The following is a 15049-nucleotide window of genomic DNA, read 5'->3' on the forward strand; positions in this document are numbered from 1 at the left end:
TCTCACCCCGGCAGTTTTCGCCCCGCTTCGAAGAACCCTTCCCACGGATCGGCTGCCTTGATTCGCCTCTCGACTTCTGCAAGTTCGGTCATGGAAAACGCGTTGGGCGGCAACCCTTTTTCGATGTCCGCCCAGGGAACAGGAAGCGACACCGTCGCGCCCTTCTTCGCCCGCGACGAGTAGGGCGCAACCGTTGTCGAGCCGCGGCCATTGCGCAGGTAGTCTATGAAAATGCGTCCCTTCCGCGCCGCCTTGGACAAGGTCGCCGTGTATTTTTCCGGCGCGCATTGCTCCATGGCTTTCGCGAACCGATGCGCGAACTCCTTCACCACGTCCCACCCGGCGGACGGTTTGAGCGGCACCAGCACATGGTATCCCTTGCCGCCGGAGGGCTTCACGAAGTTCGCCAGCCCGAGATCGTCCAGACGTGCGCGCACATCCAGCGTCGCGGCAATGACATCCTCGACCGAAAGCCCTTCATCAGGATCGAGATCGAATATGATCTGGTCGGGGCGTTCAATCTCGGCGGTCGTGCTGCCCCAGATGTGAACCTCCACCACCCCGAGTTGCACCAGCGCAGCGAGCCCGTCGAAGTCGCGGATGAACAGCAATTCCTCGCCGTCCTTCGCGTCCTTCATCACGCCTACGGCCTCGTCCATTCCCTTCGACGCATGCTTCTGGAAAAAGCGCTGCTTGCCGATTCCGTCAGGCGCGCGGACAAGGCTAAGGGGCCGCTCAACGACAAATGGCTTCATGCGCGGCCACACCAGCGCGTAGTAGTCCAGCAGGGCCTGCTTGGTGACCCCTTCGTCAGGCCAAAGCGGCTTGTCGGGATTGGAAAGCGTCACCGACGTCTCGACCTTCGCCGGTGAACGTTCGACGGCACGTGACGCATCGTCCTTCGGCCTTTCCTCCACGACTTCCTTCGCCGGTTTGTCTTCGCGAAGCCCCTGATAGGAGGCATGGCGCAGAATACCATCCTGCGTCCATGCGCGAAACTCGATCTCCGCAACCAGTTCGGGGCGCACCCAGACCGCGCCCTTCTGGCGACTGCCCTCACCGGAGAAGGCAGGGCTTTCCACCCGCAGCTTTTTCAGCCGCGCCAACAGATCGTCGCCGGACGCCACGGTGAAACCCGTGCCCACGCGCCCGGCATATCTGAGCCTGCCTTTTTCGTTGTACCCGACCAGCAGCGACCGCAGGCCGCGCCCCGTTGATTCCGATGGCAGGTAGCCGAGGATCACGAATTCCTGACGCTGCGTGCATTTCGATTTGATCCATGAGGGCGAACGCCCGCTCGCATAGGGCGCGTCCGCCTGCTTCGAAACCACACCTTCGAGCCCGAGCCGGCAGGCATGCTTAAGCATCATGCTGCCCGGTTGCACAAAATGATCGCTGTAGCGAAGGGGCGAATTCTCCGCCTCCGGCCCGAGCAAATCCTTCAAGGCCGCTTTTCGCTCGATCAGCGGCTCCTTGCGCAAGTCCGACCCGTCCAGCCAGAGAAGATCGAACAGGTAGTAGGTCAGCGCATCGCCGTCGCCCGACGACAGCGCCTGCTGCAACCGCGAAAAGGATGTGCCGCCGGTCTCATCCAGCGCCACCACTTCGCCGTCGAGAATGGCATCGCTGCAATCGAGCGCCGCCAGTGCGCCCGCAATCCCCTTTCCGAACTTTCCGGTCCAGTCCAGTCCGGTGCGCGTCAGCAGACGAACCTTCCCGCCCGCGATATGCGCCTGCATGCGGTAGCCGTCGAATTTGACCTCATGGAGCCATTCCTTGCCCTCGGGCGCATCGCTTTTCAGTGTGGCGAGGCAGGGTGGAATGAAGTCGGGCATCGGAGCGGTGACCGCCTTTCGCGTCGTGGTGGGGGCGGATTTGCCTTTCCTGCGTCCCGCCTTCGGCGTCTTGCCCTCGGCGATGTCCTCGACCGAAAGCCCGGAAACCACTGAGCGCGGCTCTTCCTCCAGAATATCACCTTCGGGCCGCGCGGCGGAATCCTCCGCCTTGATGAGCAGCCAGTTGTCGCGCTTTTCACCCTTGCGCGGCTTCAACCGCACCAGATGCCAGCCGCCATGCAGTTTCTGGCCATCCAGTTCGAAGGAGATATGTCCCTTCTTCATGCCTTGGATCGGATCGCCTTCCGGCTTCCACGACCCTTCGTCCCAGACGATCACCTCGCCCGCGCCGTAGTTCCCTTTCGGGATCGTTCCTTCGAATGTTCCGTAGTCATAGGGATGGTCCTCGACATGGACCGCCAACCGCTTTTCCGAGGGATCGAGGCTTGGCCCGCGGGTGACGGCCCAGCTCCACAGCACACCGTCGTGCTCGAGCCTCAGATCATAGTGCAGGCGGGTCGCCGCGTGCTTGTGAATGACGAATTTGCCGCCCCCTTCCTTGCGGCTTGAAACAATCCCCGGCGGTTCGCGCGTCTGCGAAAAATCGCGCTTCTGCCGGTATGTCTGAAGAGGATCGGCCACGGCCTATGCAGCCTTCTTCTTTTTCGATTTCGGCTTGGGCGCGGTGTCTCCGCCGCCATCCTCGGCAAGGCTCTTCTTCAGCGCGTCGAAGAGGTTGACCACGTTGGAGGGTTTCGCTGCCTTCTTCGGCGCGGCAATCTTCTTACCGGCCTTCTTCGCCTTTATCACCTCCAGCAACGCATTCTCATACTTGTCCTCGAATGCGGCCGGATCGAACTTCCCCTTCTTCTTGTCGATGATGTGCTCGGCGAGGTCCAGCATGTCGGAATCCAGCTTCACCTTCCGGATTTCGTCAAAGACGGTCTCCGGCTTGCGCACAGTGCTCTGGTAGCGCAGCGTCGTCAGCAGCATGCCATTGTCGAGAGGTTCGATGACAACGGGTCGCTCGCGCCGATAAAGCACGATCCGCGCCAGCGCAGCCATCTTCTTCGCCCGCATCGCGTCGCGGATGACAGCGAAGGCTTCTTCGGAAACCCTGTCGCCGGGCGCGACATAATAGGGCGTGTCCAGATAGATCTGCTCGATCGAGCTCTTTTCGACGAAGCTTTCCAGACTCACCGTATCGGACGATTCGATCTGCGCCGCGTCGAAGTCTTTTTCCTCCATGAGCACGTATTCACCGCCCTCAACCTCATAGCCCTTTACTTGTTCGTCGGTTTCGACCGGCTTGTCGGTGTCGGCATCCACATAGATGCGCTTCACTCGATTGCCCGTCTTGCGATTCAGGACATGAAAGGAGACTTTTTCGGAGAATGTGGTGCTGTTTGACAGCTCGATCGCGCAGGTGACGAGCGACAGTTTCAGATAGCCTTTCCAAATGGGACGCGGCGCCATCCTTCCCTCCTTGACGCAATGCGAAGCGGCGCGAACTGCTCCGCGCCGCCTGCGAGATGTTTACTCTGCCGCCTGCAGATTGATCTTGCTTTCTGCAAGTTCGGTGAGCTTGCGGTCCGTCGCCTTCTCCTGATCCAGGTTCTTTTTCAGCACGGACGCGCAGTCGTCGCGACCAAGCTGCTTCGCCCATTCGATCAAGGTGCCGTAGCGTGTTATCTCATAGTGCTCGACCGCCTGCGCCGCAGCGATAAGCGCGGCATCGAGCACCTGCTTGTCGTCCACCTCGCCGGCAACCTCGTTCGCTTCTTCGAGAATACCGTCAATTGCAGGACAGCGCACGGCCTTCGCCTTCACGCCATGCATCTCGAAAACCTGCTCGATATTGGCGATGTGACCCTTGGTTTCCTCAAGGTGCTTCTCGAAACCCTTTCGCAAGGTCGGATTGGTCGCCTTGTCGATCATGTCCGGCAGCGCCTTGCTGATCTCCTTTTCTGCGTAATAGATATCCCGCAGCGTATGCACGAACAGGTCGTCAAACGTTTTGATGTCTTTTGAGAAAAAGCCCATTGTGGCCTCCTGTTTTGAGATTTTTTGGAAATGACGTGCGCGCACCTGCTTTCCTGCCCTTGCAACGCGGCAGCTTGGCCCGGGTTCCGGGATTCATTTCAAAGCGGCGATTTAGTGCTGTTGCTAAAACAGCACATCAAACCCGATATGCGCGCCTACCTCGAAAGAATTAGCTTGAAAGGGCAAAATTCGGCCTTTGCCGGCGTCTTTGGTCGCACCGCATTCACGGTCGATTCACCAGTTGACCGTAAAACTTCGCTCCATATTCGGAAGGGACATCCGAAGGGGACAGGGCAATGGTTGTGTGGATCAAGGTCGCCCGTTGCGCGACGGCTATTCGTGAGTTTGTAGCTCCAAGCTATCGACCGGAGCGCCACTACATGCGCGGCCCCGGCCCCGCTTGCGCACGCCGCCTCGGCGGCTCTTTCAGCCAGACGGCAGCGCAGTAAGAACTCCCTTCCGAAGCCGGATCTCAGGCAGCAGCGCCCGCGCCCGCCTATCGGGCGCGGGTGTCTGTTTTTCAGGCTCCGGCTAGAGCGTTTCACAGTTAGTTTGAATCATTCTGTTTGTCGTTTTGGCGCGGCGGTTCACAAGGAAGGGCGCGAAGGACGGGCTGGTTGCCCGGTCGAGCGGCATGACGAAGTGGGTGCCCGCCAAACGCAAACCCCGCCTGTCGATTTGCCGTCAGGCAAATCGACAATCGGATATTCCCTGCCGAACGCCCTTTCCCATTGCGCAGCAACGGGGGGCGGTCGGTGGGCCGGGCCGGTTTGCGCCAAATCCTTCGGTCTTTGTCTTGTCCGGGCCACCAGCCCGACCTGCGACAAACCCCTTGGCCTTGCCGCAAACCGTCGCCGGCAGAATGCTTCAAACTAACTGCGAAACGCTCTAGGCGCCCAGACCCTCGAAAAGCACGGTCGAAAGATACCGCTCGGCAAACGACGGAATGATGACCACGAGGTTCTTCCCGGCATTCTCCGGGCGTGAGCCGACGACCACCGCCGCCTGCAGCGCCGCACCCGAGGAAATGCCGACCGGCACGCCTTCCAGCCGCGCGACGAGCCGCGCATTGGCCACGGCATCCTCGTTCGAAACTTTCACGATCTCGTCATAGATCGAGGTATCGAGCACCTTGGGCGCGAAACCCGCGCCAATTCCCTGAATCTTGTGTGGGCCGGGCTGGCCGCCGGACAGAACCGGCGACGCTTCCGGCTCCACGGCAACCACGTGCAGCGCGGGATTTCTCTTCTTTATCACCTGGCCCACGCCGGTGATCGTGCCGCCGGTGCCGATGCCCGCAACGAAAATGTCGACCTTGCCGCCGGTATCGTTCCAGATTTCCTCCGCCGTGGTTGTGCGGTGGATTTCCGGGTTTGCGGGATTCTCGAACTGTTGCGGGATGATCGCGTTCGGAATGGATTCGGCCAGTTCATCGGCCTTGGCGATCGCACCCTTCATGCCCTTGGCGCCTTCGGTCAGCACCAGCTCTGCGCCGAGCAGCGCCAGCATCTTGCGCCGCTCCACCGACATCGTTTCCGGCATGGTCAGGATCAGCTTGTATCCTTTTGCGGCGGCGGCAAAGGCAAGCGCGATGCCGGTGTTGCCGGATGTCGGCTCGACCAGCGTGGTCTTGCCCGGCGTAATCTTGCCGGCCGCTTCCAGCGACTCGATCATCGCCACACCAATGCGGTCCTTCACGCTGGCTATCGGATTGAAGAATTCGAGCTTCGCGATCAGATTGGCGACGATCCCCTTTTCCCGGGCAAATTTGTCGAGCCGCACAAGCGGCGTGTCGCCGATCGTTTCGGTGATCGAGTTGTAGACTTTGCCGCGACCGCGCGTTTCCTTTGCCATGGATCTTTCTCCCATCCGGTTTTCGGGCCTCACATTAGGCCGTGGCAGGCAAAAATCGAGAAGCTCTGTAACTCGAAATGACCGTGTATTGAAATCCTGTTCTCATTCAGGCGGCCAAATTGCACTGTTTTTCTAAGCCGAAAGATATGATTGACGCGCCTTCACAGAAGTTTACATGTCGTAAACTTTCTACGCCTTAGAAGCGCGCTTGAAGATTGGCGGTCCAGCGACACTTCCATTCGAACCACCAAATGACCATATTGAGATGAGATGGGCTGCCTGCAACAGGATTTTCGGTGTAAGCTCAACGGCTGATTGAGAAATCGGTGGTTTGGCTAAACTGAAAATTCTATACTGGCGGGGACGTTGGGGCGCCTGAGTGCGCTCGGCAGCGCCGCCGCAATCATTCGACTATTCGCCTTGTGGCGGCAAATGGAATTCGTGAACGTGCTAGACGAGACTGGCCTACAATCGGCGCAGCCGCAGATTTTCGACCCCGTGGCGTCGGACGACGGCGCGGTGAAGTTTGCCGCGTTCCGCAACGCGCAGCGGCATTCGCGCCGCGTCTCCGTCCTGAAATTCGTGCTTCCGCTCGCAGCGATCCTGATCGCGACCGGCTTCTTCGCCTATTCTTATGCCGTGACACCTGCGAAAGTCAGCCTCGACGTGGCGGATTCGGCCATTTCGGATGGCAAGCTGGTGATGGCCAGTCCCAAGCTGGAAGGTTTCACAAAGCTCAACAAGCCCTATTCGATGACGGCATTGCGCGCGTATCAGGATTTGACGAAGCCGGGTCTCATCGAGCTTGAGGACGTGAGCGCCAAGCTGCCTTACGACGAAGAGAATTTCGCAACCATAGAAGCGTCGCATGGCTTCTATGATCAGCAGGCCAATACGCTTCAGCTCGAAAACGGCTTGACGGTGACCACGACTGACGGCATGTCGGTCAAGCTGAACACTGCCCACATCGATATTGCGAAGGGCAATCTCAAGACTGACCTGCCGGTGGATATTCAACTCAAGGGCTCAAGAATCCAGGCCGATTCCATGAGCATCCAGGACCAGGGGCAGCGCATGGTGTTTGACAAGCGCGTCCGCATGGTCGTCGAGCCCAGGGACGCGTCTTTGCAGAAGGCGGACGGGAGCTGACATGAAGGACAAAGGCTTCTCTTGGCGCACGGGGTGCGCCGCTCTGGTTCTGCTGGGGGCGATACCGGCTGCAATGGCCCAGAACAGTGGCGGAGCGAGCCAGCTTTCCGGCCTCAAGCTCTCCGGCGACAAGCCGATCCAGATCGAAAGCGACAGGCTTGAGGTGAACGAGTCGGAAAGCATGGCCGTGTTTTCCGGCAATGTGAATGTCGTGCAGGGCGCCACCGTGCTTAAGGCGGGCAAAATGACCGTCTACTACGTCAAGGACGGCAACACCAATGTGGCGACCGGGGGAGCCTCGAACATCGATCACCTCGAAGTCGAGGGCAAGGTCTATGTGAAGGCCGACACCCAGGTCGCGACGGGCGACCGTGGCACATTCGACATGAAGTCGGAAGTCCTCACCCTTTCCGGAAAGGAAGTGGTGCTGTCGGACGGCCCCAATGTCCTCGTCGGCTGCAAGCTGACGGTCCAGATGAAGACCGGCCTCGCCAATGTTGACGGTTGTGGCGGCGGCCAGAGCACCGGACGCGTTCGCGTGCTTATGCAGCCAGGTTCGCAGAAACAATCGCAAAGCCAGTAATGTCCTATTCCCAAGCGGCAGCAACGCAGGCGCGAAGCGGTCCCGCGGGCCGCCCCAATGGCGCACCGCCCGAACAGGGCACATTGACCGCGACCGGACTGGTCAAGAGCTATAAGGGGCGGCAGGTCGTACGCGGCGTTTCCTTCGAATTGCGCGCGGGCGAGGCTGTCGGGCTGCTTGGACCGAACGGCGCCGGCAAAACGACCTGCTTCTACATGGTGACGGGGCTGGTCCCCTCCGACGAGGGCACGATCCGCATCGACGGGTTCGACGTTACCGGCATGCCGATGTATCGACGCGCACGGCTCGGCGTCGGATATCTCCCGCAGGAAGCTTCCATTTTCCGCGGCCTCAGCGTGGAGGCCAATGTGCGCGCGGTGCTCGAAGTCATCGAGCCGGATCGCGCGCGGCGGGAGGCGGACCTCGACGCGCTGCTCGAGGAGTTCCACATCAGCCATCTCCGCAACGCGCCCGCGATTTCGCTGTCAGGCGGCGAGCGGCGCAGGCTCGAGATCGCCCGGGCGCTGGCCAGCCGCCCCAACTACATGCTGCTCGACGAGCCGTTCGCCGGTATAGACCCCATTGCAATCAGCGATATCCAGCAACTCGTAAGGCACCTCACCGCGCGCGGCATCGGCGTGCTGATCACCGATCACAATGTGCGGGAAACGCTCGGCCTGATCGACCGCGCCTATATCATTCATGCGGGGGAAGTGCTCACGCATGGGCGCCCGGACGCCATTATCACCAATCCCGATGTGCGCCGGCTCTATCTCGGCGAGGCATTCAGCCTTTAGCTATTCCTTCACAGGGCCGGCGATTTCGATCGAAATCGTCACTTTATGGCAACCCTGGGCTGTGAAATACCGCGTTTGGACGGCCAAATTGCGCCTAACCCCCGCCAGAGCGCCCTTTCTCCCTTGACAAGCAATATCCGGGCCAGATTGTCTGCAACTGTTGTGCGTATCCGCATGGCGAGGCTTTTGTATCTGTAACGGGTCCTTGGGAGCTTCTGCAAATCGTGGCGCTTTCTGCGAAACTTCAGCTGCGGCAATCGCAGGCGCTGGTGATGACGCCGCAGTTGATGCAATCCATCAAGCTGCTGCAATTCACACATGCGGAACTGGATGCGTTCATCGACCAGGAAATCGAGCGCAACCCCCTGCTTGAACGGCGCGACGGCGATGATCTGCCCTCGACGCCACAGGACGACGCGCCGCAACCGGAAGCCCACGCCAGCAATGATGATGAGTGGTTCGAAACGGGCGCGCCGCCCAGCAGCGACACAATGGCCGGTACGCTGGACACTTCGCTCGAAAACGTCTTTCCCGACGACAACAACGCCCGCGAGCTTGTAAGCCCTGACCTTGCGGCCAGCTGGAAGTCGGGTGCGGGTCCGAGATCGACCGGCGGTTTCGAGGATTTCGACCTGGAGGACGTGGCGCGGGTCCAGCCAAGCCTGCGCGACCATGTGGGTGAACAGATCGCGATGTCGGGACTGGGTCACATGCAGTCTTCGATCGCCTGGGACCTGACCGACAGCCTTGACGAGACGGGTTATCTCCGGGCCGAACTCGACGAGACCGCAGTGCGCCTCGGCGTGCCGGTGCTGGAAGTCGAAAAGACCCTTGCGATCTGCCAGACCTTCGAGCCCGCCGGACTTTTCGCACGCGACCTGTCGGAGTGCCTGGCGCTGCAACTCAAGGCGAAGGATCGGCTCGATCCCGCAATGGCGAAGCTCCTGGAAAACCTTCCTCTTCTGGCCCGTCGCGATTTTGCGGCGCTGATGCGCATTTGCGGCGTCGATCAGGAAGACCTGACCCAGATGATGGCCGAAATCCGTGCGCTCGACCCGCGTCCGGGCTTGGCGTTTACGAGCGGGTCGCTCGATACGATCGTTCCCGATGTCAATGTTCGCCCAAACAGCGACGGCAGCTGGGCTGTGGAACTCAACACATCCGCTCTGCCGCATGTCCTGATCGACAATGTCTATTATGCCGAGGTTTCATCGGCCGCGCGCAGCCGGGAGGACCGCGAGTTCATCTCCGAATGCCTGCAGAATGCGAACTGGCTGACCCGCAGCCTCGACCAGCGGGCGCGCACCATCCTCAAGGTCGCAAGCGAGATCGTGCGGCAGCAGGATGGCTTTCTTGCCTACGGAATCCGGCATCTGAGACCGCTCAACCTGAAAACCGTGGCCGACGCCATCGGCATGCATGAATCGACGGTGAGCCGCGTCACTGCACACAAATACATGGCGACGCCGCGCGGTGTGTTCGAACTGCGGTTCTTCTTCACGGCGGCGATCCAGTCGGCCCAAGGCGGCGAAGCCCATTCCTCGGAAGCGGTGCGCGACCGCATCCGCGCGCTTATCGGCGACGAAGGCGACGAAACGCTTTCCGACGACGCCATCGTCGACATTTTGCGCAAGGATGGCGTCGACATCGCCCGCCGCACGGTCGCAAAATATCGCGAGAGCATGAACATTCTGTCCTCTGTCCAACGGCGGCGCGAGAAACGGGCGCAGGCGGCTGCGTGATCGAGCAAACAGCTTAACAGCCGAGCTTGATTGACAAGAGCGGGCCAAATGTCTAGAAGCCCGCCCGCAAGAGACCCCCGGCATGGGAAATGCAGAGTTGGTGGCTCGTAACTCGTCATAAACCAGAAAATTTGAAGACCAAATCCGGTTTGCCGATGCGGCAAACCTTGTCCCCCCTGACCACGGGTATAGACTGCATCCGGACGGTTGTCTGAGCATAAGGGTTCGCTTTCATGACTTTGCGTATTTCCGGCAGGCAGATGGACATCGGCGATGCGTTCCGCGCGCGCATCGAGACTCAGGTAAACGAAGCAGTGGACAAATATTTCGACGGCGGCTTCTCAGGCCATGTCACGGTTTCTAAATCCAGTTCGCGATTTAGTGCCGATTGCATGATTCACCTGGATACCGGCATGTCCCTTCAGGCAACAGGCGACGCTCAGGAACCGGTCGCCGCATTCGAATCGGCTGCGGAGCGGCTGGAAAAGCGGCTTCGACGATACAAGCGCAAGCTCAAGTCCCACGGGCAGGGCGCCAACGGCAATGCAATCGACATTTCCTATACCGTGATGGCGCCCGTCGCCGACGACGACGAGGAAGTGCCGGAGGACTATGCGCCCGCAATTGTCGCGGAATCGACCATGGCGTTGAAAACCATGTCCGTCGCGTCCGCCGTCATTGAGCTGGACACCAAGGAAAGCCCCGTTTTCGTGTTCCGGAACGCCGGAACCGAACATGTGAATATCGTTTACCGCAGGCCGGACGGAAATATCGGCTGGATCGATCCGTCAACGGCTCCAGGCAACGGGCAATAGAAGCCCCCCAAAAGCAACTGAAACACCTGCCCCGGCCTTTTGGGCCGAGCTAAGTGCAAAGGACGTTGGAATGGATTTGAGCGATCTGATCGAGGTATCGGCGATTATGCCGACCTTGAAAGCGAACTCAAAAAAGCAGCTCCTGCAGCTTCTCGCCGAAAAAGCGGCCGCTGTAACGGAACTGCCCGAGCGGGTCATATTCGACACGATCCTGCAGCGGGAGCGCTTGGGTTCCACCGGCGTCGGCAACGGCATCGCAATCCCGCACGGAAAACTCAACGGTGTTAAAAAAATCGTAGGAGTTTTTGCGCGGCTTGAGGCTCCGGTCGATTTCGAGGCTTTGGATGACCAGCCGGTCGACCTCGTTTTCCTGCTTCTGGCGCCCGAAGGCGCAGGTGCAGACCATCTTAAAGCACTTTCGCGGATCGCCCGCGTGCTGCGCGACACCGAAACGGTGAACAAGATCCGCGGTACGCGGGATGCGAACGCGATCTATGCGCTTCTTTCAGAGACTGCGACGCCTCACGCGGCGTAGGCACAGCATCCGATAGCTGCAGGGCGCGATGCGATCGGCATCGCGCCTTTTTCATCGCGTCAATGAACCGCGACGGGCGTCAGGTCGTTTTCCATCGCACCCGCAAGCGCCCGACCACGTTCGTCGGCGAGCAATATGGGCTGTCCGTTGGCTGCGAACAAAGCCCACAGCTTCGTTCCCGGCTGGATCTTCGGAAGTCCTGGAAATTTGTCGACCAGTTCTTCGCTGGGCATTTCGCGGACATAGGCCACCACGCCCTCGCCTATATGGGCGAGCTGGGCCTCGGTAACGTTGATCTTGGTTTCACTACTGGTCATTTCAGGCCTCCTTCGGGCGGGACGCTGACAGCCAACCCGCTCCAGAGCATGTTGGTTCCTTCGGAACCGGCTATTCTTTCACTGCGATGCTGATCTTCTTGACCAGCTTTTCAGGCTGCGGGCGATCGAGGTCGATCGACAGCAAACCATTCTTCAATTCCGCGCCGATCACCCGCATGCCGTCGGCCAGCACGAAAATGCGCTGGAACTGACGCGCGGCGATGCCGCGATGCAGGAACTCTCGTTCTTCCTCATCGGACTGCCTGCCGCGCACGACCAGTTGGTTGTCCTCGGTCGTCAGCTCAAGCTCGCTCTCCGTGAACCCGGCGACAGCCAGTGTCAGCCTCAGGCGCTCGGGCGCGCCTTCGGATACGCGGAGCCGTTCGATATTATAGGGCGGGTAGGAGTCACCGTTCTTGGCCACACGCTCGATGGTCTTTTCCATGGCATCGAAGCCAAGCAGGAGCGGTGACGAAAACATGGTCATTCGGCTCATTTTCCTGTCCTCATCGAGCGACATGACGGCCAGACCCTGATGGCATTCCGACCGTTGGCTTTGATATGGTCCGTCCGCACCTTGAATTCAAGTGAGTGGAAGGACCCGCATGGCGCGCAAGATCATAATCGACACCGATCCCGGACAGGATGACGCAATCGCGATCCTGCTGGCTTTGGCGAGTCCTGAGCTTGATGTACTTGGCATCACGGCAGTAGCCGGCAACGTACCGCTCGCCCTCACAGAGAAGAATGCGCGCAAGATATGCGAATTGGCAGGCAGGCCCGAAACGAGGGTTTTCGCGGGGGCCGAGCGGCCTTTGGTGCGAAAGCTGGTGACTGCCGAATATCTGCACGGAAAGACCGGGCTCGACGGGCCGGTGCTGCCTGAGCCGTCAATGAAATTGCAATCGCAGCATGCCGTCGATTTCATTGTCGAGACCTTGATGCGCGAGGAAAGCGGCACCGTCACCCTTTGCCATCTCGGCCCTCTTACCAACATTGGGCTCGCTCTCATCCGCGAGCCTCGAATCGCGCCGCGCATCGGCGAGATCGTGTTGATGGGTGGCGGATTTTTCGAAGGCGGCAACAAGACCCCAGCCGCCGAATTCAACATCTATGTGGACCCTTACGCCGCCGATATCGTGCTACGCGCCGGGATCCCCACCGTCATCATGCCCCTCGATGTAACGCACCAGGCACTCACCACGCATAAGCGTCTCGACGCTTTCCGCAGGCTCGGCAGCCCGGTCGGCGACGCCGCGGTTGCGCTGCTGGAGTTCTTCGAACGTTATGACGAAGAGAAATACGGAACCGACGGCGGGCCGCTGCACGATCCGTGTGTGATTGCCTATCTCCTGCGGCCGGATCTGTTCAAGGGACGGCAGGTGAATGTCCAGGTCGAGATTTCGTCGGAACTCACGATGGGCATGACGGTCATCGATTGGTGGGGCGTTACCGGTCTTGTGAAGAACGCTACAGTCATGCGCTACATAGATGCCGACGGTTTCTTTGCGCTCCTTGTCGAAAGGCTAGGCAGGCTTTAGCGTGGCGGCTACCTCCTCGGCCATCGGGATGGATTGCTGCGCGCCCGGCTTCAGGCAAGCGAGCGATGCAGCAACCGCCGCCCTGTGCAGCGCGTCGCGCAAGGGCAGACCCGCATCGAGACCCGCACCCAGATAGCCGCAGAACGTGTCGCCCGCGCCAACCGTGTCCACGGGATCGATCTTCATCGCGGGCACTTCGATTGTCTGTTTTGGCGTCACCGCAATCACACCATCCTCACCGAGCGTGACGATCACTGTCCGTCCGGTGCGGCCGGCAAAGTCCTGCATGGAATCAAGCCGCTTTGCGCCTTTCAGATGCAGCGTTTTGGCATAGAGGTCGAATTCGGTTTCATTGGCGACGACATAGTCTGCCTTTTCAAGCATCGCTGCCGCCTCGATCCTGAACGGGGCGGTGTTGAGAATGGAGGTGACGCCCGCGGCGCGCGCCGCATCGAGCGCTGCATCCACCGTCTCCAGCGGAATTTCGTGTTGCAGGAGGACGATCCCCGGTTCCAGCGGCCTTTTGGCAATTCCGCCCGGAAGCACTGAAGCATTTGCCCCCGGAACGACTGCGATAATGTTCTCGCCCTTATCGTCGACCATGATCAGGGCAGTGCCGGTGGCGGCAGCCGATTGATGCAGGTGGGAGGTATCGACCCCTCCCGCACGCAAAAGTGCCAGCGCCTCGTCTGCAAAGGCATCGCGTCCCACCGCCCCGATCATGCGGGTCTGTACACCGGCCCTTGCGGCGGCGAGTGCCTGATTGGCGCCCTTTCCCCCGGGTGCGGTCTTGAAGGTCGAGCCCGGAACGGTTTCGCCCGGCTTGGGCAAACGAGCGACATTCGCCACAAGATCAAGGTTGATCGAACCGATGACCGTTATCAAAGCATTGCTCCAGTGTTTGGGGCGAAGCTACCTGCCGGTCGCCAGCTGGCCCGCTTCCCATCCCAGAATGGCACGCTTGCGCGTCAAGCCCCAGTGATATCCTGTCAGGGCACCGGACTTGCCGAGCGCACGGTGGCAGGGCACCACGAAGGAAATCGGATTTGCGCCTATGGCTGCTCCGACCGCGCGGCTTGCCGCTGGTGCGCCAATTTCATTGGCGATTTCCGAATAGGCGCGTGCGCGGCCCATCGGGATCCGCAGCAATGCCTGCCATACCCGGACCTGAAAGTCAGTGCCGATCAACACCACCTGGAGCGGCTGGTCCGAGCGCCAGCGCGCCGGATCGAAAATCCTCGCGGCGTAGGGCGCGGTTGCGGACATGTCCTCGACATAGGTCGCGCTCGGCCAGCGTCCCGACATGTCGGCGAAGGCGGCGCGTTCGTCTCCCGGATCGTTGAAGGACAGGCCCGCAAGGCCACGGTCCGTCACCATGACAAGCGCCACGCCGAAGGGCGAAATATGATAGCCGAAGCGGATGGTCAGGCCTGCGCCGCGCGTCTTGTAGTCGCCGGGCGACATTGCCTCATGGGTGACGAACAGGTCGTGCAGACGGCCCGGCCCGGACATGCCGACCTCATAGGCGGTATCGAGCAGCGGCAGGCCCGTGTCCAGAAGCCTGCGCGCGTGATCGAGCGTCACGGCCTGTAGAAACGTCTTGGGCGAAAGCCCCGCCCAGCGTGTAAACAGCTTCTGCAAGCCGCCGGATGTTTCTCCCACTTCTGCGGCAAGCTGGTCCAGCGACGGCTGGGCGCGATAATCGAGGCTGATCTTTTCGACCACCCTGCGGATAATCTCATAGTCGCCGCCCTGCGGCGTGACATCCTTTTCCAGAATAGCGACGGGCGCGTTCATGGCCGTTTTCTCCTTTTCAGCCAATATCGCTATCCCGAATG

At 60.3% G+C, this 15049-nt stretch carries 15 protein-coding genes; 7 read left to right on the top strand and 8 right to left on the bottom strand.

The features are described 5' to 3' along the window. Window positions 1-2: 2 nt before the first annotated feature. From ligD to cysK, 4 genes are all read right to left on the bottom strand, one after another. Window positions 3-2477 carry a DNA ligase D gene (gene ligD, locus M9924_06955; protein MCO5064142.1) on the bottom strand — a complete coding sequence of 825 codons (2475 nt, stop codon included), beginning with the start codon at window positions 2475-2477 and terminating at the stop codon, window positions 3-5. 3 nt (window positions 2478-2480) lie between these two features. Further along, the gene (locus tag M9924_06960; GenBank protein MCO5064143.1) at window positions 2481-3311 is read right to left on the bottom strand and encodes a Ku protein; all 831 of its coding nucleotides are present in this window, start codon (window positions 3309-3311) and stop codon (window positions 2481-2483) included. Window positions 3312-3371: 60 nt separating this feature from the next. Further along, the gene (locus tag M9924_06965; protein ID MCO5064144.1) at window positions 3372-3878 is read right to left on the bottom strand and encodes a ferritin-like domain-containing protein; all 507 of its coding nucleotides are present in this window, start codon (window positions 3876-3878) and stop codon (window positions 3372-3374) included. A gap of 888 nt (window positions 3879-4766) precedes the next feature. After that, the gene (gene cysK, locus M9924_06970; GenBank protein MCO5064145.1) at window positions 4767-5732 is read right to left on the bottom strand and encodes a cysteine synthase A; all 966 of its coding nucleotides are present in this window, start codon (window positions 5730-5732) and stop codon (window positions 4767-4769) included. Window positions 5733-6164: 432 nt separating this feature from the next. Between cysK and lptC the strand changes: the two genes are divergently transcribed. The 6 genes from lptC to ptsN all read left to right on the top strand — a co-directional run bounded on the left by lptC (window position 6165) and on the right by ptsN (window position 11353). Further along, window positions 6165-6881, top strand: coding sequence for an LPS export ABC transporter periplasmic protein LptC (gene lptC / locus M9924_06975; GenBank protein ID MCO5064146.1), 717 nt, complete (start codon window positions 6165-6167; stop codon window positions 6879-6881). Between the two features lies 1 nt (window position 6882). After that, window positions 6883-7464 carry an LptA/OstA family protein gene (locus tag M9924_06980; GenBank protein ID MCO5064147.1) on the top strand — a complete coding sequence of 194 codons (582 nt, stop codon included), beginning with the start codon at window positions 6883-6885 and terminating at the stop codon, window positions 7462-7464. After that, window positions 7464-8261 (top strand): LPS export ABC transporter ATP-binding protein, encoded by a 798-nt coding sequence (gene lptB, locus M9924_06985; protein ID MCO5064148.1) that lies wholly within the window; start codon window positions 7464-7466, stop codon window positions 8259-8261. The genes M9924_06980 and lptB overlap by 1 nt, the downstream gene beginning before the upstream one ends. Before the next feature lie 224 nt (window positions 8262-8485). After that, on the top strand, window positions 8486-10003 hold the full coding sequence (gene rpoN / locus M9924_06990; protein ID MCO5064149.1) for an RNA polymerase factor sigma-54: 1518 nt from the start codon (window positions 8486-8488) through the stop codon (window positions 10001-10003). A 233-nt stretch (window positions 10004-10236) separates the two neighbouring features. Beyond that, a complete protein-coding gene (raiA, locus tag M9924_06995; protein ID MCO5064150.1) occupies window positions 10237-10818 on the top strand; it encodes a ribosome-associated translation inhibitor RaiA in 582 nt (193 codons plus the stop codon). Window positions 10819-10888: 70 nt separating this feature from the next. Then, window positions 10889-11353: a PTS IIA-like nitrogen regulatory protein PtsN gene (gene ptsN / locus M9924_07000; protein MCO5064151.1), complete on the top strand. Its 465-nt coding sequence runs from the start codon at window positions 10889-10891 to the stop codon at window positions 11351-11353. Window positions 11354-11412: 59 nt separating this feature from the next. Here ptsN and M9924_07005 read toward each other — a convergent pair whose 3' ends face one another. Beyond that, window positions 11413-11670 (bottom strand): DUF1150 family protein, encoded by a 258-nt coding sequence (locus M9924_07005; GenBank protein MCO5064152.1) that lies wholly within the window; start codon window positions 11668-11670, stop codon window positions 11413-11415. Window positions 11671-11740: 70 nt separating this feature from the next. Continuing rightward, window positions 11741-12166, bottom strand: coding sequence for an Hsp20 family protein (locus M9924_07010; protein MCO5064153.1), 426 nt, complete (start codon window positions 12164-12166; stop codon window positions 11741-11743). 109 nt (window positions 12167-12275) lie between these two features. Between M9924_07010 and M9924_07015 the strand changes: the two genes are divergently transcribed. Continuing rightward, on the top strand, window positions 12276-13211 hold the full coding sequence (locus tag M9924_07015; protein ID MCO5064154.1) for a nucleoside hydrolase: 936 nt from the start codon (window positions 12276-12278) through the stop codon (window positions 13209-13211). Here M9924_07015 and M9924_07020 read toward each other — a convergent pair. Further along, entirely contained in the window at window positions 13197-14096 is a 900-nt protein-coding gene (locus tag M9924_07020; protein MCO5064155.1) for a ribokinase, read from the bottom strand. The two genes, M9924_07015 and M9924_07020, sit on opposite strands and share 15 nt — an antisense overlap. A gap of 27 nt (window positions 14097-14123) precedes the next feature. Then, complete coding sequence (locus M9924_07025) at window positions 14124-15008, bottom strand: methylated-DNA--[protein]-cysteine S-methyltransferase (protein ID MCO5064156.1); 885 nt, start codon at window positions 15006-15008, stop codon at window positions 14124-14126. Window positions 15009-15049 lie beyond the last annotated feature (41 nt).

This window comes from Rhizobiaceae bacterium (assembly GCA_023953835.1).
Taxonomy (GTDB): domain Bacteria; phylum Pseudomonadota; class Alphaproteobacteria; order Rhizobiales; family Rhizobiaceae; genus Mesorhizobium_G.